This is a genomic window from Acinetobacter shaoyimingii (genome assembly GCF_011578045.1).
Classification (GTDB): Bacteria; Pseudomonadota; Gammaproteobacteria; order Pseudomonadales; family Moraxellaceae; genus Acinetobacter; species Acinetobacter shaoyimingii.
In genome coordinates this window covers 2547626-2569755 of record NZ_CP049801.1, presented here as the reverse complement: position 1 = coordinate 2569755, position 22130 = coordinate 2547626, and the positions used below count along the sequence as shown (strand labels likewise).

Genomic DNA, 22130 nt, shown 5'->3' with positions numbered 1-22130 from the left:
AAAAAAATAGAATGATTCTATTTAAATTCTGGAGAAATATCATGTTAAAAAAAATGTTATTTGCAGCAGTTTTAGCAGCGGGTTCAACAGCCGCATTTGCGGATAGAGATGTGGGTTGCGGTATCGGTTCACAAGTTTGGGCAGGTCAGTCAGGTAAAATTCCTAAAATCCTTGCGGGTACAACCAATGGTATTTTCGCTAACCAATTGTTTGGTATTACATTTGGTACTTTAGGTTGTAGTGGTACGGGCACGGTAACTGCTCAAGCTGTTACATTTACCAATGAAAATGCAGAAGCTTTAGCGCGTGATATGGCTGTTGGGCAAGGTGAAAGCCTGAACGTATTAGCTGAATTGTTAAATATTAAATCTGAAGATAAAGCTCATTTTTTTGCAGTATCAAAACAGAATTTCTCTGAAATTTATGCAGATGAAAACCAAGATGCATTAAAAATCTTGGCATCTTTACAATCAGTGATGTCAAAAGACGAAGTATTAAAAGCTTACGTTTAATCAAAAAAATCCAGAACCCTGTTTATGTGACAGGGTTTTTTTATCCTTTGCCAAAAACATGAATATTTAAATGAAAAAAAATCTCTATGTTTTAAGTGTTTTACCTTTGATTTTGATGATCAATCAGGCAGTAAATGCCTCGGTTGAGAGTGCTCAACCTTATGTTGAGCAAGCACTGACAGCTCAATTAGACCGTAAAACAACATGGCAGAGATTGATGTATGCCAATAAAAAAGGTCAAAGTGACGTTTCTTATCAAGGCTATTTTACAGCATCAAATGGGAAAAATGATTTAAAACTAGAGCTGATCAGCAATATTGAAGCATTGTTTCAAACGGATGATGACAATCACGCAGTACGTTGCCGATTTCCAGCACGGAGTCAGTGGCTGATTGAGCAACTCAATATTCCACCAGATGCATTACCGAACGTTGAATGCACTGAATTGGATAAATGGTTAAGTCAAATAAAGCCTTATAAAGCGACGCTCATTTATGCAACTGACTTTATGGGCAATCCAAGTTCAATGTTTGGGCATACTTTATTGCGTCTTGACCCGAAAGATCAAAAACAGCTGAATTTAGTGTCGTATGCAGTGAATTATGCAGCAACTATAGAAAGTGGAGATGATTTTAGCTTTGCTTGGAAGGGGGTGACAGGCCAATATCCTGGTGAATATTCATTGATGCCTTACTATCGTAAAGTAAAAGAATATGGAGACTTTGAAAGTCGTGATTTATGGGAATATGAACTATCACTTACGCCCAAAGAAACAGATTTTTTAGTGAAACATATTTGGGAAATGAAACATGTGACTTTCCCTTACTATTTTGCAGATGATAACTGTGCTTATCGTCTATTAGGTCTGTTTGATTTGGTTCGTCCAGAACTCAATTTGGCGCAGCAATTTAAAACTGCTGCAATTCCTGTTGAAACCATTAAAGCAGTTCAAAAGCAAGGTCTGATTGAAAATACAGTCTATCGTCCAGCTTTAGAAACACAGCTGTTGTCGCAAGTTCGACAACATGGGAAAGGTTTGGCTAAAGTTGCACATCAAGTTGCTTTTGCAAAAACTGAAGAAATGGCGCAGCTTTTATCTGGGTATTCTGATGTAGAACAAAGTCAGATTTTAGAAATGGCTTATGATGATCTATATCTAAAATTCACCAGTCGTAAAGTTGATGAAAAATTTGCACAACCTAGATTAAGAAAATTACTGACGCTCAGAAGTGCAATTGCTATTGAAAAACAACGACAGCCACCAGCGACACCTAAAATTGATCCGACCCAATCTCATTATGCACGCCATATTTCTGTGCAAGCAGGGCAGCTTCAAGGCGAATCTTTTGTAGAAATTGGTCATCGTCAGGCTTATCACGATCTCATTGATCCACAAGGTGGATTGCGTACAGGGACTCAATTGAAATTTTTAGATGGGTCTATCCAGTATCGCGATCATCGCTTAAAAGTAAATCATTTTGATGTGTTATCTGTACATTCATTTAATCCAATCACTCCATTCAAAACACCATTGTCTTGGGGTTTCACGTTGGGTTGGAAACAAGAAGCCCTCGATCATCATGGCAAGTTTAATGATGATGATCAGCACGGCGTTTTGAATTTAACAACACAATTTGGTTATACCATTGCCAGTCAATCACGAGACCATTTGTGCTATGCGCAGCTTCAGAATCACATTCAAGCTGGTAAATCCTTAGATGATGGCTGGCGTATAGGGTTAGGGCCAATCATGGGATGTCAAAATATTTGGTCGGATCAATTCAATTCGTTGATACAAGTCGAATTGCCATTTTGGCAAGATTCTAACCAGTGGCAACTTAAACTAAATACTCAACTACAATATGTACTCAATCCGAAAAATGCGATTCGTTTCGCTTGGGAATATCAAAAGCAAGATCATCAAGATTGGAATAAAACCAGTCTTGGCTTTGTGAGGTTTTTTTAAAGCAAGTAAATAGTGTAAATATTCTAAAACCTCAATAAAATAATTGTATAAAAATCAACAAAATATTCCATTAATTTGCTATATTCGCCATTGCGTAAGATGGCTTAAATTTTTTGGAATCAATTGTATGAATGAAGAATATATTGCTCAAATGTCTGAGCAATGGGAACAAATCTGTAATGAATATTCTGCAACTGATTTAAATTATGCCTTTGAATTTATATGTGAATACTCATCTGATTTTGTAGGTGAATTTTATAAAGAAATGATGATCGAAAAGGATGCCTCATTTTTTCTGACTGATGAAATCGTACAAAGTCGTTTAAAAAGCACATTTGAAAAATGGTTGTATGAAAGTTTTAATGTTCCAAATGCCTTAAATTTTGATGAAATTGTAAAAAAGCAGTTCGTTGCTGGGGATGTTCACGCACGTATTGGGGTTCCATCATGGTTAATCATGCATGGTATACGTCAAATTGAACGCAAAGTCTTTGAATTTTTAGCGATTGATGCTGCAACGAATGCATTAAAAGTTGCTGGTTATATCGTACAAATTTTGGCATTTGCCTCAGAAATTATGTGTCGAGCATATGAGGCTAAAGTTGAAGTACATAACGATATTAAACATTCGTATCGTTTATTCTCCGCGATGCAGGATGTTGCTGTGCAAAAAGACAAACAGCGTGGATCATTGTTAAATTGGGAAAATGAACTGATGTTTAAGGTATTTTCAAATACTTTAAATATTCAACACACCCTGTTGTCAAAATCTGAATTTGGATTGTGGTTTATTCATAAAGCGGCATACGCTTTTGCCAGTACGGATCAAGTTGAAATTATCGTTGATAAAATTCATAAAGTGGATCAGATGTGTGAAATCATCAATCAACAACTTGACCCAGAACAATCGATTCAGTTGATTCATGACATTCGTGAAAAAAATCGTCAGATTTTACATTTGGTTGAACAATTGTTCCAAGTTGCCGAATATATTAATTCTGGTAATGATTCATTAACTCAATTATTGAATCGACGCTATTTAAGTACCATCGTGTCACGCGAAATTAATCTGGCAAGAAAAAATCAGTCACCCTTAACTTTGCTGGCGATTGATGCAGATTATTTTAAGAAAATTAATGATCGCTGGGGGCATGATGCAGGCGATAAAGCGTTGCAAATGCTGGCAGATGTCATTGTGGAACATACACGTGGCAGCGATTATGCATTCCGTGTAGGTGGTGAGGAATTTTTGTTATTGTTGGTCGATACGGATATTCAACAAGCGGAAATTGTTGCTGAACGAATTCGCCAACGTGTTGCACAATCTACAGTCAGTTCAATTGCTGGAGCAAATTTTAATTTGACCGTCAGTATTGGATTGGCCAAGTACAATGGTCATCCAGATTATCAACGTTTCTTAGATGCTGCGGATACGGCACTGTATGCAGCAAAACATCAAGGGCGGAACAATGTTTATGTGGCATAACATCTTGATTCTAAGTGCAACACCTAGTCAATGATATTCAGTAGATGATCATAGTATTGTAAAAATAGCTTTTGAGTTTTTAGAAAGGTTATTTCAGAGTTAAAACAAAGCCCCAATGAGGGGCTTTGTTTATAAATGGGTATCTAGATCTTTAAAATGCTGTCTGAAAGACTAAGCTGGAACAGCTTTGGCTTTTTCTTCACGATCCCATAAGCGGTGATCTTGTATCGCAGCTTTAAAATCTTTTGCAACCGCTTTGAAGTCATCAGTGGTAAAGATCGCAGCATCAGGCTCTAAACCGAGTGTGTCGAGAAGAGCTTCTTTATCACCTAACAAAACAAACGGTTTTAAATGCTTATAGGTTTCTAAAACATAATGTCTTGCAACACCATCTTTTTTGAAAGTATCTAGGTTATTGCCATCGATCACGACTACTGCATCATAAGTTACAGATGGTTCACCATTTTGACGCCCATCAACGGCAATTTCTTTGCCATTTTTAGATTTTACTGGTGCAGCGTTTGGTGCCAAGACTTCTGCAATCGCATTTTCAGATTCAGCCCATTTTTTGACTGCATCTACAGATGCTGAATTTGCGCCGTCATGAACTAAAACAGCAATTTTACGCTGTTTAATATCTGGTGCAGGGAAGGCTTCGATGGTCAGTTTCTCTGATGTTTTGATTTTAGCTTCGTGAAGCTTTGCAGTTGGTTTTTTCGGTGCATCGAGACCTAATTCATCTGCCACAAATTGCGCAAGGTCTAGATCAATATTCACCAAGATTTGGTCAATCACACGTTTGCGTATTTCTTCACGTTTTACTTTGGACAATTCAAACGCATAGGCATCTTTAATATGTTGCTGCTCATGTTTTTTCAGACTCTTATAGTTTAATGTCGCTTGTGAAAAATGATCAGCAAAACTCTCTGGGCGGATACGTAACTTACTACCTTCAACCTTTTCTGCATAACTGGTAAATGCTTGAGGATTACCTTTGGCTTCACGAGGGTAGTTGCCATCTACTGAGTTTGGCTCGTAGTTGGCTTGACCTTTGTGAATATCGTGATTGGCAAATCCACCACGGCGGTTGGTGTGATACGGACATACAGGTTTATTAATCGGGATTTGGTTAAAGTTTGGTGTGCCTAAACGATGCAAGTGCGTATCGGTATAACTAAATAGACGACCTTGTAGTAATGGATCGTTACTAAAATCAATGCCCGGTACTACGTTGGCAGGACTGAAAGCCACTTGCTCTGTTTCAGCAAAGAATTCATCTGTATTTCGGTTGAGCACAAATTTACCAAGAGGAGTCACAGGTACCAGTTCTTCAGGTACCAGTTTGGTTGGATCAAGTACGTCAAAATCCCACTTCGCTGCTTCTTCTTCGGTGAAAATCTGAGCACCAAGTACCCATTCAGGATAATTGCCTTGATTAATCGCATCAGTTAAATCACGACGATGAAAATCAGGATCTTTACCATTTAACTTTAAGGCTTCATCCCAAACCACCTGAGCTACGCCTTGTTTAGGGGTCCAATGGAATTTGACCAGATGTGCTTCATTTTTGGCATTGATGAGTCTAAAGGTATGAACACCAAACCCTTGAATTGAGCGCAAATTACGAGGAATAGCACGATCTGACATAACCCATGTGGTCATATGCGCGGTTTCAGTATTAAGTGAGATAAAGTCCCAAAAAGTATCATGTGCAGATTGACCTGTTGGAATTTCATTATGATCTTCAGGTTTTACTGCATGAACAAAATCTGGGAATTTAATGGCATCTTGAATAAAGAAGACAGGGATATTGTTGCCGACTAAATCGTAATTACCTTGTTGGGTATAAAATTTAATGGAGAAACCACGAACATCACGAACTACATCAGCAGAACCGCGACCACCTTGAACAGTAGAAATACGTACAAATATAGGTGTTTGCGTTTTTGTATTGGTTAAAAAGTCAGCTTTGGTCCATTTGTCATTGCCTTCATAAGCTTCGAAGTAACCATGTGCACCGACTGCACGAGCATGTACAACACGCTCAGGAATACGTTCACGGTCGAAATGAATAAGCTTGTCACGGAGCAAAAAATCTTCTAGTAAAGTTGCACCTCGTTCACCCGCTTTTAAGCTATTTTGATTGTCTTCGACTTTTACGCCTAGGGATGTGGTGAGTTCGGTACCTTTAGGATCAGAAAATGCTTCATCTTCAAATTGCTTAATTTTTGCATTGTCCTTTTTGGTCATGATTCATCTCGCTTCAATTTTATTGTGGCTTGTGACAGCTATAAAAAATGCTGTGTTTTTTAAATCATTTTTAGAGTTGATCTTGGATTGGCACAAGGAGGATTGAATGAACCGTCTAAATCAAGAGGTATTTATTCACCATTGTTTTCATTTAGAAAATAAAATTTTGTGCAAATACAAGTATTAATAATCTAAACTGATTTAAGAGAAGTATGTGAAACGGAATGTGTATAACTATTACATTGTAAAAAATGTATTTGCTTAACAATTTGAAAAATAAACATTTTAAATACTTATTATGTAACATCTTTACACGTAGAAACAATTTTGGTTTTTAATCATTATTTTAATTGTGATTCTTATCACGTTTTTATTACGAATCTTTTAATTTATCGTTGGCAATAAAAAAACCCCATACAATGGAGTTTTTTTGTTCAACCGTATTTAGTGGCTTTCTGGGACAGCACTTAAAAATTCACGACGATCTTCTTTATTGGTTTTGAAATCACCAATAAAAGATACAGTACGAGTGGTCGACTCTTGTTTGCCCACACCACGCATCATCATACACATATGTGCTGAGTCGATTACCACAGCAACACCACGTGCACCTGTGACTTCTGCGACTGCTTCAGCAATTTGTTGTGTTAGATTTTCTTGAATTTGTAAGCGACGTGCAAACATTTCGGTGATACGTGCAAATTTCGATAAACCTAAAACATGACCTTCAGGTAAATACGCAATATGAACACGACCATAAAATGGTAATAAATGGTGTTCACACAATGAATAGAATTCGATATTTTTGACTAACACCATTTCACGGTTATCAGAAGGGAAGACCGCATTGTTGGTCACTTCTTCCAAAGTTTTACTATAACCAGACGTTAAATACGAAAAAGCTTTAGCAGCACGCATTGGCGTATCTTTAAGACCAGGACGATTAAGATCTTCACCAACGGCAGTTAGGATGTTGGCGTAGGATTGCTGCATAGACATAAGACGTGTTCACTTACACTGATATTGAACAAGGACGGCATTGTAGCAGAAAACCACTAAAATGCCCTGTTTAAAGGAAAAAAACCGATTATTGATTAAATTTCGGATTTTTTTCACTGCGTTTGAGTAAAACCAATACTGCACCCGTTCCACCTTGCTTTTCAGGCGCACTGACAAAAGCTAAAACATCGCGGTGCTGACGCAGCCAACCATTCACATAGGTTTTTAAGACTGCTTCAGGACCTTTGCCATGTACAATCTTAATCACATTCTGATTTTCTTCTTTAGCCATTTGAATGATTTGTAAAACGGCAGAACGTGCTTCTTCAACCGTACAACCATGCAAATCTACAGCTTCAAACCAACGTAAATTGCCAGCTTTTAGATCTTCAAAAACTCGGTGCTGTAAAGTGGCAATACGATAACTGAGCGCAGATTGACTGCCGACCGGATTTAAAATTGCTTGTGTATCAGAGAGTTCAGCACCTTCAATTTCAGGCGCACCTTCAGCTGCAGCCCGTTTAGCCAGTAATTGACTATCTGGTTTTTTGACTTTGTTGTTTTGAATAGGCGCAATATTACTGGTATCCATGCGTTGAATACCTTGCATGGATTTTTTGAATAAATCTAAATCATCTTCCTGCACTTGTTCTGCTTGAGTTTTAGGCTCTGGCTTTTTTTCAAGGGCACTAGAATGAGGATTTGAGATTTGCTTCTTAAAAGATTTCAGTAAATTGTACTGTTCTTTGGAAAGCGAAGAGTCATGTTTACTCATAGATTAAAAGAACATCAAGTTCAAAGAATTTAACCACAATTATAATCTGAAAAGACAGCAATTTGAACTGAATTGCATTCAGAACTCACGTGTTGCAAAGCAACGACAAAATTTGATCAATGATGTTGTGCTTTATTTACGCTAACTGAGTAGATTTAATACTTTAGGAAATGATGACATGTGTGATTAAATTTTGATTGAGTTTAAATTGATAGGTGATTTGAATTGGGCTGTTGGGGAAATGACCTGAGACACGTGTGAGGATTGAGATGTGTTGACTTTGATTTTCTATAATTTTTAAAGGTTCTGCTTGGAATTGATATTTTTGCATTGCAGATGTGAACCAATTTCTGATTTCTTGATGCCCTTGATAAAAGTGACCTTCATCTTCTAGACATGCATCTGGACTTAAACATTGGATGATATCCATCTCGATATTATCCAAATGGATTGCATAAAAAGTGAAATAGCAGTAGGTAGTTGATCTTGATTCATTTTTATTTCTTTATATAACATTGAGTTACGCTTCCAGTGTTCTATGATTTTTTAACAACACGCAGATGCATAAAAGTTCGTATATATTTTTGATTGATAATGCATTTTCCCTATGATTGACGGTTTATTAAAATGGCAAAACGCTGAGATTTCAATGGTGGAATTGCAACCTGATGTTTAATAATTAAAATATAATGCATTGAAACATACTGAATAGTTTTCCTTTATTTAGGTGTTGAGTGATTGTGAAAATATTTAAATACATTGTGTATTGATTGCTTGATTATTGAATTGTATTTTGTAATTCGAACATCATTTTAAACAAGATATAAGTAATTTTGATTTTTTATCATGTCGATAAAAATAAAGAAAAATTTAAAAAGAACATAAATAAAGTGATTGATTATAATTTTTATATTTATTTGATATTTAAAAATTAATTTAATTACATGGTAGGTATAATTGTTTTGGATAGATAATATATATTGATACGTATTTGCTATATCTATTCACACATGAAAGGAACATGCTGATTTGGTCATTAATACAAATGACAAAATTAGGGTTCATATTATGTCAAATTCAAATCAAGCATCAAACAGTGACCAGATTAAACAACCAGATGCGAATAAACCTAATCCGTCTCAGCAGCAACAACAATTGAATAAAGAACAACAGAAAAATGCTGAAGAACGCCAAAAGTCGATCAATGCTCCTGAGCATAGTGAGGTTTCACAGCCTAATGCACAACCTAAGTAATGATTTAGTCTAAGGAAGGTGAATTAAAGGGGCGAAGGTCCTTTTGATTCATTTGCAATGGTGCAATTGATGATTAAGAAAGTAAAAGTGCATAAGATGTTTGAGGAGTTTCTCATATTGCCTGTCATTCAATATGTTGGTGAATTTGATGACAAAGGGCATCTCATTCGATTATATAATTCAATAAATCAAGAACTAGATCGAATATATGGGACATCTCAATAGATTCTAAATGGTACCGAAGAAGTTTACTTCGTAGAAGGAGATTCCAATTTTCAAGAAGAAACAATTTAAGATTAGAGGGAGATGAAATGAAATTTCCGAAAGTATTAGTCACTTTCTATAAGGAACAAGACCCATCTAAATGCCGATGTGCTTGGGTTAATTATAATGAGGATGGTTGTTTTATCAATGTAACCAGTTATTATGGAAAAGTTTTGCAAGTATCAAATGATGGTAAAGTTAAAATCAATAATGATGTATGGGTGTCAAAAATGAATTTAAATATCAATATATACTAATATTGATGAAATATGCTGACTTATAAATTTTGATTTCAAATATAATCATACAGCAACAACTATAATTAAAATGAGGGCCTAAGCCCTCATCATGATGTGTAAATGAATGATTTATATCTAAACCAAACATAGATTTAAACTAAACGTGGTGTGCCAAATAGATCTTTGAATGCATGATCTGGACGTGGTTGCTTCATAAAGCTTTCGCCAACCAAGAAAGCATGAATGTCATGTTCTTGCATCATCGCAACATCGGCAGGGGTAGCAATGCCACTTTCCGTTACAAGCAATCGTGATGGATCAAGTAATTTTTTTAAACGCAAAGATGTATTTAAATCGACATCGAAGGTTTTTAAATTACGGTTGTTCACGCCCAACAAGCAGCGATCATTTAAGCGCAAAGCACGTTCAAGCTCTTCTTCATCATGAACTTCAACTAAGACATCAAGCTTGTGTTCAAAAGCTGTCTGCGACATTTCTTCAAGCTGCTGATTCGACAAACACGCCACAATCAGAAGAATACAATCTGCTTGCAAAGCACGAGCTTCAATTACCCCATAAGGATCAATTAAAAAGTCCTTACGAAGTGCAGGAAGGGAACAATGTGAGCGAGCAATCTGAATGTTTTCATCCGCACCTTGGAAAAAATCCACATCGGTCAATACAGATAAACATGCAGCACCTGCGCTTTCATATTGTTCTGCAATTTCAGCAGGATTAAAGTTTTCACGAATAATCCCTTTAGATGGCGATGCTTTTTTAATTTCCGCAATCACTCCAGGTTGTTTACCACGAAGCGCTTGAGCAAAACCACGGACAGGTGTTGCCGCCTGAGCAAGTTCTTCAACATCTTTGTAACTACGTTGTTTTAGACGAAGGGCAAACTCTTCATGTTTACGATCGACAATTTTACCTAAAATGGTATTGGCAATATTGACCATGAGATTTTCCTTATTCCTGTGTTTCGTAGTGTTTGATGGTTTTGGTAAATTCAGACAAAACGCTAAGTTTCTCTAAAGCTTGACCACCATAAATAATGTCATGCGCCAACGCGACACCTTGTTTATAAGAAGTGGTTAATCCAGAAACATAGATGCCAGCACCTGCATTTAAAGCAATCATATGGGCTGCTTTTTCACCCACAGCGGATTTCTTTTTACCCAATGCATCTTTGATGAGCTCATAACTTTGTGCTGAATCTTCAACCATTAATCCGACTAAGGTTTGTGATTCGATATCGACATGTTCAGGAGTGATTTCCCATTCAGTCACTTCGCCGTTTTTCAGCTCAGCCACATAGGTGGTAGACGCGAGACTAATTTCATCTAAACCATCTTTAGAGTGAACCACCATCACGTGTTCAGCACCGAGTTGTTTCATGACTTCAGCAATTGGACGGCAAAGCTCATCAGAGAAAACACCAATCACTAAGCGTTTTACTCCAGCCGGATTCGTAAGCGGGCCAAGTAAATTGAAAATACTGCGAATGCCTAACTCTTTACGAGGACCTACCGCATATTTCATGGCTTTGTGATGATTTGGTGCAAACAAGAAACCTACACCCATTTCACGGATGCAACGTTCGGTTTGATGCATATTGAGATCTAAATTGATACCTGCTTTTTCAAGCAAATCGGAAGAGCCAGATTTCGTAGAAACGCCTCTATTCCCATGTTTTGCAATATTTGCACCTGCCGCTGCAATCACAAATGCGGATGCAGTTGAAACATTAAATAAGTTTTGACCGTCACCGCCAGTACCAACAATATCCACTAAATAAGGTAAATCACTGACGTCAATTTTAATGGCAAACTCACGCATGACACGGGCAGCAGCAGTAATCTCATCGATACTTTCGCCTTTTAAGCGCAGACCCATCATGAGCGCGCCAATTTGGGCATCGGTTGCTTCACCATTCATGATGGTTCGCATTACATCTTCCATTTGAGGCTGTGTGAGCTCAATATTTTTGGTGATGTTATTTAAAGCTTGTTGAATATTCATGTGTTTAAGCACTCTTATGCGTAAATATCTAAGAAGTTTTTAAAGATTTGATGACCGTGTTGACTCAAGATAGATTCAGGATGAAATTGCACGCCTTCAATAGGCAATGTCTTATGTTTTACACCCATGATTTCTTCCATCGAGCCATCAGTTTCATTGGTCCAGCAAGTCACTTCCAGACATTCAGGAATCGTTTTTTGATCAATCACAAGTGAGTGATAACGCGTCGCTGAAAAGGGGGAAGGAAGGTTGCTGAAAATACCTTTATCACTGTGGTACATGTCAGATAAGCGACCATGCATCACTGTTTTGGCACGAATGATATCTCCACCAAATGCTTGTCCAATCGCTTGATGACCTAAACACACACCCAGGAGTGGAATTTTTCCAGCAAAATGCTGAATTGCAGGCACAGAAATACCTGCCTCAGATGGAGAGCAAGGCCCAGGACCAATCACCAAATATTTCGGTTGCCATCGTTCAATATCTTCTAATGTGACTTCGTCATTGCGAACAACTTTTACTTCTTGATTTAACTCGCCAAAATATTGGACGATGTTATAAGTAAAGCTATCGTAATTGTCTATCATTAAAAGCATGAGACTAAACCTACTAACCTGTTAAAATTTATGCACTTTATTGTGCTAGTGTATCCATGATCATGACTCTAAAATATGACCCATATCATTGAAGATTATTTTTTAAAAATAACAACGTTCAATGTGTATCTAGAGTGGGAAACATCATAGCAAAAAATCCACAATTTCAGCGTAATTATTTTAGTGAGTGATTGTTTTGATGATGAAACTGATCTATTTCTACAAAAATCGGCTTAGATGCAGGCTTAGTGATGAGGGGCTGTTGATATTTCAGCCATGCGTTTTGTTATAGGCTAATTGTTATAGACTAAACAACACAAATTAGGCATCAATCGAAGACAATGGTTATTCCGTTGCCGAGGTTAAAATTTTTAATATAAATATGAATGGACGATCGCTTAAAAAATAGAATATTATCAATAAAAAGTGAATAATACTCGCACAGTTTGTAGCAATTCATACACTATATTCTGAATAAATTTTAGCTGAATTGCTTTACTGTAGAGTGTTGATTTTTCACTATATGATGTATACTTATCCAAATTTTATATCACTTATAATAATTTTATGATTTAAAAATATACTTGCTCATTGTGTGATGTATAAATACGGAATAGGGAAATTTATAAATTCTTCACATGAATATATAATGCTGGGGGCTAAATGAAAGAAGAAGTAAAAATAGCAATATTTGGGTTGAGTCTTAATGTATTGGAGAATATTAAACAAAAAATAACAAGTATTTATGCTGACTCAGTAGAACTTAAATGGGCAAATATTGCAGACCCTCAATTGGATATTCTTCTCGTCAATGATATGTTTTTTGGCTCACCGACCATACAGAGTTTGGTCAATGGCAACCGTGTTCCTTATCTAAGATTAGTCAATGACAGCAATAAGTTAGGCAAGATAGAAAACGATGTTCTGTATTTGCCATTAACATTATCTGACACCATTCAAGATTGGTTTAAACAAAGTTATAAAAATGTGCCAACATTACAAGCCAGTGCATCGACCAAGACAGAACAGCATAAGCCTGTTAATGTTGATTATGAAAAGGTTTTAGATGAATTCCTCAGTGGTAGAAATGGCAATGTCCAGGTTTTCGATAGCAAAGGAAATATTGCGATTGTCAACACCAATACTGAGCAAGTGTGGATGAATGCTGAAAGACGTATTGCTGGTACAGATCAAACCATAAATTTTACTTATGCAACCATGCAGACCATGCAATCTGTAACGTCACAACAAGGTAAAGATTTAAGAACATGGTTATGGAATCTACTGTGGTATTCACCTGTGTTAGATCAAGATATTTCCTCCGATGTTTATTTTAAATTGAATGTTTGGCCACAACCTGAAATGGTTCAAGATCGTCAAAATATCTTTAAAATTGCGGCCTGTTTTGAACGAGGCGCCAGCATTAAACAAGTGCAGAAAAAGCTGAGTTTAGATAAAGACATTATTGAGCGTTTTGTTTCGGTATCATTGTTATGTAAAGCAATAGTTGAGATTCAAGAGCAGGATGCGAAACTTAAAATAGCAGATCAGCGTCCTGAAGGTTCATTGCGTGGGTTCTTCGGCAGTTTAAGAAGTAAATTAGGATTATAAATTCAAAAGAACTGTCGAAAACACAGCTGTATAAGGGATAAAAATAGGGGAATTTCGTGATTTTACAAAAATATAAAATCGTCTTTGGCGGTACCATGGGGGCAGGGAAAACAGAAGCGATTAAATCATTGTCTGAAGTCTCTGTATTGTCTACAGAAGCGATGAATACGGATGAAGAATCACATACCAAAGCACTCACCACAGTGGGGATTGATTATGGTGAAATTCGTCTAGATGATGGTGTGGTTGTTGGGTTGTATGGGACACCTGGTCAGGATCGTTTCGATTTTATTTGGACCGTGATTTGTAAAGGTGCGCTGGGTGGCGTGATTCTGATCGATCATTCGAAGAAAACAGCTTTAGAAGATTTACAGTTCTATATCGATTCATTTAAAGATAATTTAAATAACATGATTATCGGCATCACGCATTTAGACCAAGATGCAAAACATTTACTCAAGAAATATCGTGATTGGGCAAAATTGAACAGTTATAGCATGCCAATTTTTGCAGTTGATGCACGCAATAAAAATGAAATATTAATGCTTGTAGAAGCGCTTATTGCACGTGCTGAAATCGAAAATATATAACTTATATTTTAAATTTGATGTTTTAAAGATGGGGCTAAGCCCCATTTTTTCAATACATAGATCTCTTGCACAAATCAAAAATGATTTATGCAAGAAGTTTTCATGTTCTGAGTATTTTAATAATTCTAAAAAACAAAATATACTGCTGTAGCAGTAAATCAAAGTTTATATTCTATCAATGTGTTACTTAAGCCAGCTTCTCTTTATTCTTAAGTTATCGTTCAATGCTGAGTTTTATATCTTAAATATTTGATTTTACATATTTGCAACATAAATTTTAAAAATGAAATCGCATCCGTACGCTTTAAAATCCCCCCTTAATATTTTGATTGAATATAAATGTCAATCTAAGTGAAATTGAAGAATTAATTATCAATCCTATAGTTGCGAACGCTGAATCAGCGCAACATGTTTAGATCAAGTTGTGCTTGTTTTTTGTGCAGATTGTCTGATGGAGTATATACGCGCACCTTAATGGTGCGATCATTTTGTTATAAAAATTAAAGTATAGTTCTGTGGGTTAATATGGTGCATTTAATCTTTGACACAGTATAATACGCTTAGTCATAAGCAATCTAAGCTTTTTTTCTCATAAGAAATTCAAGATTTTAGATACAGTCTCAAAAGTTGGTATGAGAATTGCTTAATAGATACCAACTACTAACACGCACTCGGGCAGTGCAATAAAATTCATTGGAGCAAATGAGCATGGCGAACAAGGTCCTTCAACTCATACAAGAAAGTGGCGCAAAATGGGTCGATTTTCGCTTTACTGATACCAAAGGTAAGGAACAACACGTAACTTATCCTGCTGACACAATCGATGAAGATACTTTTGAAGACGGTAAAATGTTTGATGGTTCATCAATTTCAGGTTGGAAGGGAATTGAAGCGTCTGACATGATTTTACGCCCAGATGCAGAAACAGGTTTTATCGACCCGTTCTTCGCTGAGCCGACTGTAGTTGTGACTTGTGACGTAATCGAACCTTCAACAGGTCAAGGCTACGACCGTGACCCACGTTCGATCGCTCGCCGTGCTGAAGAATACTTAAAATCAACAGGCATCGGTGATACAGCATTCTTTGGTCCAGAACCTGAATTCTTTGTATTTGACGAAGTGAAATGGGAAATTGACATGTCTGGCGCTCGCCATACATTGATTGCTGAAGAAGCAGCTTGGTCAACAGGTAAAGACTACGAGTCTGGTAACTCAGGTCACCGTCCACGTGTGAAAGGTGGTTACTTCCCAGTTCCTCCAGTAGATTCTTCACATGATATGCGTGCAGATATGTGTGCAAAAATTGAAGAAATCATGGGGCCAGGTCGTGTAGAAGTACATCACCACGAAGTAGCATCTTGCCAATTAGAAATTGGTGTGAGCTTCAACACAATGGTTCGTAAAGCTGACGAAGTACAACAGTTCAAATATGCTGTTTGGAACGTAGCACACCAATATGCAAAAACTGCGACTTTCATGCCTAAGCCAATGGTTGGTGATAACGGTTCAGGTATGCATGTTCACATGTCAATCTCTAAAGATGGCAAGAACTTGTTCGCTGGTGACGAATATGCAGGTCTTTCTGAAACTGCACTTTACTTCATTGGTGGTGTGATCAAACACGCGCGTTCATTGAATGCAATCACGAACCCTTCTACAAACTCGTACAAGCGTTTAGTGCCACATTTCGAAGCGCCAATTATGCTTGCTTACTCAGCACGTAACCGTTCTGCTTCTATCCGTATTCCATACGTTTCAAGCCCTAAAGGTAAACGTATTGAAGCACGTTTCCCAGATCCAATGATGAACCCGTACTTAGGTTTCGCAGCATTGTTGATGGCGGGTATCGACGGTATTCAAAATAAATTGCACCCAGGTGAAGCTGCTGACAAAAACTTGTACGATCTTCCTCCTGAAGAAGAAGCAAAAATCCCTACAGTGGCACATAGCCTAGATATGGCGCTCGAAGCTCTTCAAGCGGATCACGATTACCTTCTTAAAGGTGGCGTATTCACTAAAGAAATGCTTGATGCTTATATCGAGCTTAAAACTGAAGAAGTTCGTCGTCTTAACACGACTACTCACCCAGTTGAATTTGATATGTACTACAGCTTGTAATTCTTTAAAGAATTTCACTGTGAAAAACCCGCCTTGTGCGGGTTTTTTATATTCTTGCGTTAATATAAACCCTGAGATCAATAGTTTGAGTTGTTATGGCTAAACCACGTAAAAAGAGTACAGGCTTCTTTCCATGGATTGATCCGAATGATCATGAGAAAGGCTTTAAGCTAAATTTTTCAGAAGTCATTTATTTGGAAGTGGGTCGTACAATTGAAGGATATAAACAAGCTGAATTTATCGAACTCAAGAACCCTGAACTGGCATTGGCTTTTGATTATCCAAAAACTTTTTATATCAGTGCTGAAGGACTGATTTTAGTGAAAACAGCACAAGGTAAATTTGAAGTCATTGCAAAAACGGATAATGCTTAATTATCTGATTCTGTCAGCCCCTCATTGCAACTTATTCGATTATTTATTGTTTATCATACACTTTATAGAAGTGTAAGGCTGACATACAAGGCAACAGGTATGGACAATAAAGCCAATAATGTACTTAACATGACGGCACTTGCTGCTTTTTCTGGATGTAAATCTAGATTGGTGGAAATAATGACTACATTGGCAGCCATTGGGGTAGCGGCCATCAGTGCAATCACTTGTAAAGTTTCTTTATTTACTGGCCATAGCCATGCAAATATTAATAGGGCAATGCAGGGATAAACGGCTTGCTTCCAAAAGCTGCTTAAAATAGCAAATGTCCAATCCACTGCGAGTTTTGAAAATTGTGCAATGGTGATTCCAATACACATCATACCTAATACACTATAGGCACCTTTAAAATTTGCTAGAAATGAAGCAGCAATATCATCAATTGGGATTTGATAAAATTTGAAGATGATGCCTAAAGTGGCGGCATAAATAAGTGGAAGTTTGAGTACTTTAATCAAGCTTTCTTTCATATTCATTGCACCAATGGCTGTCATAAAATAACCGATGGTGAATTCGTATAAAGTGATGCCAATAATAATAAAAATTGCGATGGCGATTTGATTTTCATTAAATATTGCGAGGACTAGAGGTAATGCAAAATAACCCGTATTGCCTGTACCACCAGCAAATCCAAAGAGATTGATGCGACCATCATGCCAGATTCGTTTTGCGAAAAGCATTGCAAACATTGCCATTGTAGATGCCATGACAAATGCGACAAATGAATATTTTAAATAAGTCCAATTGGCAGGTGACTGAACAATGGCATAAAAAATGACAAAGGGCGAAATCACGTAAATGAGTAGCGCTGAAATCCCCTTTGCATCCAATTTGAGATTTTTTCCAAGTAACCAACCTATTGCAGTTAAAGACAATAAAAGCAGTACTCGAATAAACAGTTCGATCATCATAGAGAATACTTAGGGGTTGAGTTTTACTATTGTTGATTGATCAAAGGTATATGTGCCATAACATCTTTGTAACCAACGTTTGCCTACAATTTCACCACGTCCATGCATGCATCTTAAATTATTAAAAATCAGCAGATCACCAGATTTCCAATTCTTGGTTGAGTGGATTTTTTTACTCAGTTTTTTCAGTTCTGTTAACGCATTTTCTGCTTCTTCATCCAAAGCAGTAATACTATGTAAAGCCGCTTTAATTTCATAATGTCCATCGACCAAATCCAGCACAGAATTGGTCATATATCGATGTTTAACTTTAAATGTTTCTGGCGCTATATGGACAAAGCGAGATTGAAATAAGATTTCCTTATGTTGGTTTGAGAGTTCTGCAATTAAATCATTGAGTGAAATCAGGTTGGTTCCTGTTTGTTTTTGATCCATTAAACACAACAAAGACAATGAGTGCGGTCTTATAGAGCGGGACAAATAAGCACCATCTGTATGGAAGTCGAATTCTACAGTACCTTCACTGGATACACTTTTGGCAAGCTTATTCTCAGAGGGTGTGATTTCATGAACCAAAGCCCCATTTTTCTCTTCGAGATAGGAGAAGGGGGTTAAACCACAAGCTTTGGTCACACCAATCAATGCGAGTTCCGATATATAGCCTTTGTTATAAGGTCTCGTCGCATTACACGGCGGATTTCCGATTTGATCATCAATGGGAATGTTGGAAAATTCGATAAAGCCTTTCCCATTTTTAAGCTCATCTTTATGTGATTCATCAATATTTAAATAGTGATGGGCGATATTGGCACTTTCTTGAATCAAATCATCATTAAATGAATTCTGATGGGGGGTTAGGCTGAGTAAAGTGTTTTTCCATGCTTTTGAAGTACGAGATTGTATGCTGATATTCATCATCGACCTTACTTGCTTGAGTGTGTAGCAAGAACACTAAAGTTATTTTATGAAGGTTTGATTACTATTTTAGCGTTAATTTTCATTTAATCAGCACAAAAACTTATGTCCTAATGTTGTTTAAAGCTATGCAAACGGTTGGCAAGCTGTAGCTATACGCTTTTAATGAGGCTGAATGTACATTTTTATGCATACGCATTTTTAACAAATGAATGTATAACTTGAGTTAAAATTATGCTAATTCGTTTGAGAAATACACTATGCAAAAAAAACCATTGAATAAGCAGGAGATATCCCCTGAGCTTAAAACATGGTTATATGCATCTGGATCACTCACCCAGCAACTTACTGATTTGGCGGGTGGTCAATTCAAGGTTCAACTTATCCGTGAAAAATTTCAACGTCTAAACTTGATCGATGCAGTTTGGATGAAAGCACCGCATCACCATACGTCATGGGTTCGTGAAAGCTATTTGTATGGAAGTGGTGCAGAGCCTTGGGTAAAAGCAAAAAGTATATTTCCAATCCAAAGCTTGTATAAACGCGCACGTATTTTTAAACATATTGGTCGAAAACCGATTGGTTGGTTTTTATTTCAACGGACTACGCCAGATTGTGAGCGACGTGTGCTGCTGTTAGACGATGGTTGGACACGTCAGAGCTGTTATACTTGGCATGGATGCAAATTTATCGTTCAAGAGACTTTTCTTCCTGCTTTTGAACGCTATCTTCAAGATCATTGATCCAGTGATCTAACTTTAATTTAATAATGTGGTAAAAGGGCAGTCATGGCTACTGTGCAGCATATAACTTGGCGTGAGCGCTTAGAAGCGTATTACTACTTGTGTCGATTTGATAAACCTATTGGTACAGAATTGGTGTTTTGGCCAACGATGTGGGCGCTCTGGATTGCCAGTCAAGGTGTGCCCCGTGTGGAAATATTAATACCTATGATTTTAGGTGTGATTTTTATGCGTGCGGCAGGCTGTGCCATTAATGATTTCGCCGATCGTAAAGTCGATGCACATGTTGAGCGGACTAAGACACGTCCATTGGCAACGGGCATAATCCGTGGCAGAGAGGCAGTTTTTGTCTTCTTATTCTTAGTGGCAGCCAGTGCGTGTTTGCTGTTTTTCTTACCCATTGAAACATTTTATTGGTCATTTGGTGCTTTATTCTTAGCATTCATTTATCCATTTATGAAGCGCTATACCCATTTGCCACAAGTTTTTCTAGGTGCTGCTTTTTCATGGTGTATTCCTATGGCATATACCGCTGTTGGACAAACACCAGATTTAACTTGTTGGCTGCTTTATTTTGGAAATTTAGCTTGGACTGTGGCTTATGATACGCAATATGCCATTACAGATCGTGAATATGATTTAAAAATTGGGGTAAAGTCGACCGCCATTTTGTTTGGTCGCTATGATATTGAAATCATCTCTTTACTTCAACTCAGTAGCATTCTTTTGATTGGTTGCGCATTTTATCTCGAAGATATTTTAATACCTTTTGGTTTGATTGCTTTAGCTGTAGTTGCAGTTGATTTTATCTATCAATGGAGCAAAACAAGTGATCGTGACCCTCAGCGTTGTTTCTGGGCATTTCGTCATAATCGTTGGGTGGGTGTAATTATTTTTATTGGGATTTTATTGGCCTATTGGTAAGTTATCCATTGAGATTTTCGTTATTTATATAGTCATCAAAAGCATCGCAGTTCGATGCTTTTTTTATGGTTTGTATTTTAGGTGGGACTTTAGTTTTTCTAAATGAAAGCAAAATGCAAAATAATTATTTCAGTTTTGATTTAATTGGCATAAATAAAAATAATTGTGATTTATTAAATATTTAAATTAAAAAAATATTCATAATTTAGTTGTTAATTGTGATGAATATGCAATCATTTAGCGAAAAGATTAATCATGGTGAATTGTTGTTTCATTCTTATTCAAATTATTAATGCATGAATGATCAACGAAGTAACATCTTAATCGTCTTTATCTTGATTGTGATTATAAAGATTGACGTATGAATGAATACCCGCAAAGCAAATTTTTAAGGCGATCAATTCAAGATGGATTGCACTTAAAGTATCGTCCATCATTTTGGACAAAAATCCATTTAGATCCATGGCTTCTTGGCTTATTGTTTATCAATGTGGCAGTGGGGTTGATGGTGCTATACAGTGCTTCTGCGCAAGATCTCAATATGGTGATCAAACAAGGCACTAGTTTTATGTTGGGTACGATCATAATGGTGATCTGCGCGCAAATTCCCCCTAAGGTTTATCAAGCTGCGAGTCCCTATTTTTATTATTTAGGATTGGCAATGCTGATTCTGGTCATTTTTATTGGAGATACCCGTCTTGGGGCTAAACGCTGGCTGACTTTGCCAGGAATAGGAAGTATGCAACCCAGTGAGCTTATGAAGTTTGCAACGCCGCTTATGGTCACTTGGTATATCACACGTAATCCATTACCGCCTAAATTTAAGCATATTGTTATTGCTGGCATTTTGATGGTACTGCCCATGATTTTGATTGCCTTACAGCCTGACTTAGGGGCAGGAATCTTAATTATGATTAGTGGTGTATTTGTGCTTTTTCTCAGCGGGATTTCATGGCGCATTATCGCAGGTTCAATTGGCTTTGTTTTAGCGTTATTACCCATCTTGTGGATGTTTGTCCTTCAAGCTTACCAGAAGAAGCGAATACTCACTTTGTTTGATCCAGAATCCGATGCCTTGGGGGCTGGATGGAATATTACTCAATCTAAAATTGCCATTGGTTCAGGTGGTTTTTTTGGAAAGGGCTATTTAAATGGTACCCAGTCACATCATGGTTTTTTACCTGAACACCATACAGATTTCATTATGTCGACCTTTTCTGAAGAGTTTGGTTTGTTTGGTGTATTCCTGTTGTTTGTGTTGTATGGTGCCATTATTATTCGCTCGCTGAGTATAGCCATGATGTCGTTTCATAACTATGGTCGCATTTTGGTGGGGACGTTGGCGTTATCTTTCTTTTTCTATGTAGCTGTTAACTCAGGTATGGTCAGTGGAATTTTTCCTGTAACAGGGGATCCGTTACCCTTCTTAAGTTATGGTGGTACAGCAGTGATTACCTTAATGGCTGGCTTTGGCATTATGATGTCTGTACATACCCATCGATAAAGCTTGATCCATAT

20 protein-coding genes are annotated in these 22130 nt (G+C 37.1%); 11 read left to right on the top strand and 9 right to left on the bottom strand.

Annotation, left to right across the window (positions count from 1 at the left end):
- Nucleotides 1-41: 41 nt before the first annotated feature.
- The 3 genes from G8E00_RS11530 (at nucleotide 42) to G8E00_RS11520 (ending at nucleotide 3964) form a co-directional block, all read left to right on the top strand.
- Nucleotides 42-512: a DUF3015 family protein gene (locus G8E00_RS11530; protein WP_166010901.1), complete on the top strand. Its 471-nt coding sequence runs from the start codon at nucleotides 42-44 to the stop codon at nucleotides 510-512.
- 115 nt (nucleotides 513-627) lie between these two features.
- Entirely contained in the window at nucleotides 628-2478 is a 1851-nt protein-coding gene (locus G8E00_RS11525; RefSeq protein WP_227591420.1) for an Lnb N-terminal periplasmic domain-containing protein, read from the top strand.
- A 127-nt stretch (nucleotides 2479-2605) separates the two neighbouring features.
- Nucleotides 2606-3964, top strand: coding sequence for a diguanylate cyclase (locus tag G8E00_RS11520; protein WP_166010897.1), 1359 nt, complete (start codon nucleotides 2606-2608; stop codon nucleotides 3962-3964).
- Nucleotides 3965-4135: 171 nt separating this feature from the next.
- Here the strand turns inward: G8E00_RS11520 and G8E00_RS11515 are convergent, their stop codons facing one another.
- The 4 genes from G8E00_RS11515 to G8E00_RS11500 form a co-directional block, all read right to left on the bottom strand.
- Nucleotides 4136-6214 (bottom strand): catalase, encoded by a 2079-nt coding sequence (locus tag G8E00_RS11515; RefSeq protein WP_166224770.1) that lies wholly within the window; start codon nucleotides 6212-6214, stop codon nucleotides 4136-4138.
- A gap of 444 nt (nucleotides 6215-6658) precedes the next feature.
- The gene (gene folE, locus G8E00_RS11510; protein WP_171522252.1) at nucleotides 6659-7207 is read right to left on the bottom strand and encodes a GTP cyclohydrolase I FolE; all 549 of its coding nucleotides are present in this window, start codon (nucleotides 7205-7207) and stop codon (nucleotides 6659-6661) included.
- 94 nt (nucleotides 7208-7301) lie between these two features.
- Nucleotides 7302-7988 carry a Smr/MutS family protein gene (locus G8E00_RS11505; RefSeq protein ID WP_166224767.1) on the bottom strand — a complete coding sequence of 229 codons (687 nt, stop codon included), beginning with the start codon at nucleotides 7986-7988 and terminating at the stop codon, nucleotides 7302-7304.
- Nucleotides 7989-8151: 163 nt separating this feature from the next.
- Nucleotides 8152-8418: a nuclear transport factor 2 family protein gene (locus G8E00_RS11500; RefSeq protein ID WP_166224764.1), complete on the bottom strand. Its 267-nt coding sequence runs from the start codon at nucleotides 8416-8418 to the stop codon at nucleotides 8152-8154.
- A 638-nt stretch (nucleotides 8419-9056) separates the two neighbouring features.
- Between G8E00_RS11500 and G8E00_RS11495 the strand changes: the two genes are divergently transcribed.
- Nucleotides 9057-9242, top strand: coding sequence for a hypothetical protein (locus G8E00_RS11495; protein ID WP_166010888.1), 186 nt, complete (start codon nucleotides 9057-9059; stop codon nucleotides 9240-9242).
- Between the two features lie 655 nt (nucleotides 9243-9897).
- Here the strand turns inward: G8E00_RS11495 and trpC are convergent.
- Genes trpC through G8E00_RS11480 form a run of 3 tightly spaced genes read right to left on the bottom strand, consistent with a single transcriptional unit; the run spans nucleotide 9898 to nucleotide 12366 of the window.
- A complete protein-coding gene (trpC, locus tag G8E00_RS11490) occupies nucleotides 9898-10704 on the bottom strand; it encodes an indole-3-glycerol phosphate synthase TrpC (RefSeq protein WP_166224761.1) in 807 nt (268 codons plus the stop codon).
- 10 nt (nucleotides 10705-10714) lie between these two features.
- Nucleotides 10715-11767 carry an anthranilate phosphoribosyltransferase gene (gene trpD, locus G8E00_RS11485; RefSeq protein WP_166010884.1) on the bottom strand — a complete coding sequence of 351 codons (1053 nt, stop codon included), beginning with the start codon at nucleotides 11765-11767 and terminating at the stop codon, nucleotides 10715-10717.
- Between the two features lie 14 nt (nucleotides 11768-11781).
- The gene (locus tag G8E00_RS11480) at nucleotides 11782-12366 is read right to left on the bottom strand and encodes an anthranilate synthase component II (protein WP_166010882.1); all 585 of its coding nucleotides are present in this window, start codon (nucleotides 12364-12366) and stop codon (nucleotides 11782-11784) included.
- A 663-nt stretch (nucleotides 12367-13029) separates the two neighbouring features.
- On the opposite strand from G8E00_RS11480, the gene G8E00_RS11475 reads away from it, so the two are divergent.
- The 4 genes from G8E00_RS11475 to G8E00_RS11460 all read left to right on the top strand — a co-directional run bounded on the left by G8E00_RS11475 (nucleotide 13030) and on the right by G8E00_RS11460 (nucleotide 17059).
- On the top strand, nucleotides 13030-13977 hold the full coding sequence (locus G8E00_RS11475) for a hypothetical protein (RefSeq protein WP_166224758.1): 948 nt from the start codon (nucleotides 13030-13032) through the stop codon (nucleotides 13975-13977).
- A gap of 56 nt (nucleotides 13978-14033) precedes the next feature.
- Nucleotides 14034-14567 (top strand): GTP-binding protein, encoded by a 534-nt coding sequence (locus G8E00_RS11470; RefSeq protein WP_166224755.1) that lies wholly within the window; start codon nucleotides 14034-14036, stop codon nucleotides 14565-14567.
- 702 nt (nucleotides 14568-15269) lie between these two features.
- A complete protein-coding gene (gene glnA, locus G8E00_RS11465) occupies nucleotides 15270-16685 on the top strand; it encodes a type I glutamate--ammonia ligase (protein ID WP_171522247.1) in 1416 nt (471 codons plus the stop codon).
- Between the two features lie 95 nt (nucleotides 16686-16780).
- Nucleotides 16781-17059, top strand: a complete 279-nt coding sequence (locus G8E00_RS11460) for a hypothetical protein (protein WP_166224752.1) — start codon at nucleotides 16781-16783, stop codon at nucleotides 17057-17059.
- 62 nt (nucleotides 17060-17121) lie between these two features.
- On the opposite strand, the gene G8E00_RS11455 is transcribed toward G8E00_RS11460, so the two are convergent.
- Both G8E00_RS11455 and G8E00_RS11450 read right to left on the bottom strand, forming a co-directional pair.
- A complete protein-coding gene (locus G8E00_RS11455; RefSeq protein WP_166224749.1) occupies nucleotides 17122-18030 on the bottom strand; it encodes an AEC family transporter in 909 nt (302 codons plus the stop codon).
- Nucleotides 18031-18039: 9 nt separating this feature from the next.
- Nucleotides 18040-18945 (bottom strand): TauD/TfdA family dioxygenase, encoded by a 906-nt coding sequence (locus G8E00_RS11450; RefSeq protein ID WP_166010870.1) that lies wholly within the window; start codon nucleotides 18943-18945, stop codon nucleotides 18040-18042.
- Nucleotides 18946-19205: 260 nt separating this feature from the next.
- Between G8E00_RS11450 and G8E00_RS11445 the strand changes: the two genes are divergently transcribed.
- From G8E00_RS11445 to rodA, 3 genes are all read left to right on the top strand, one after another.
- Nucleotides 19206-19688 carry a chorismate--pyruvate lyase family protein gene (locus tag G8E00_RS11445; RefSeq protein ID WP_166010869.1) on the top strand — a complete coding sequence of 161 codons (483 nt, stop codon included), beginning with the start codon at nucleotides 19206-19208 and terminating at the stop codon, nucleotides 19686-19688.
- 45 nt (nucleotides 19689-19733) lie between these two features.
- Nucleotides 19734-20612, top strand: a complete 879-nt coding sequence (gene ubiA, locus G8E00_RS11440) for a 4-hydroxybenzoate octaprenyltransferase (RefSeq protein WP_166224746.1) — start codon at nucleotides 19734-19736, stop codon at nucleotides 20610-20612.
- Nucleotides 20613-20973: 361 nt separating this feature from the next.
- Nucleotides 20974-22116 (top strand): rod shape-determining protein RodA, encoded by a 1143-nt coding sequence (rodA, locus tag G8E00_RS11435; RefSeq protein WP_166010865.1) that lies wholly within the window; start codon nucleotides 20974-20976, stop codon nucleotides 22114-22116.
- The last annotated feature ends 14 nt before the right edge of the window (nucleotides 22117-22130 follow it).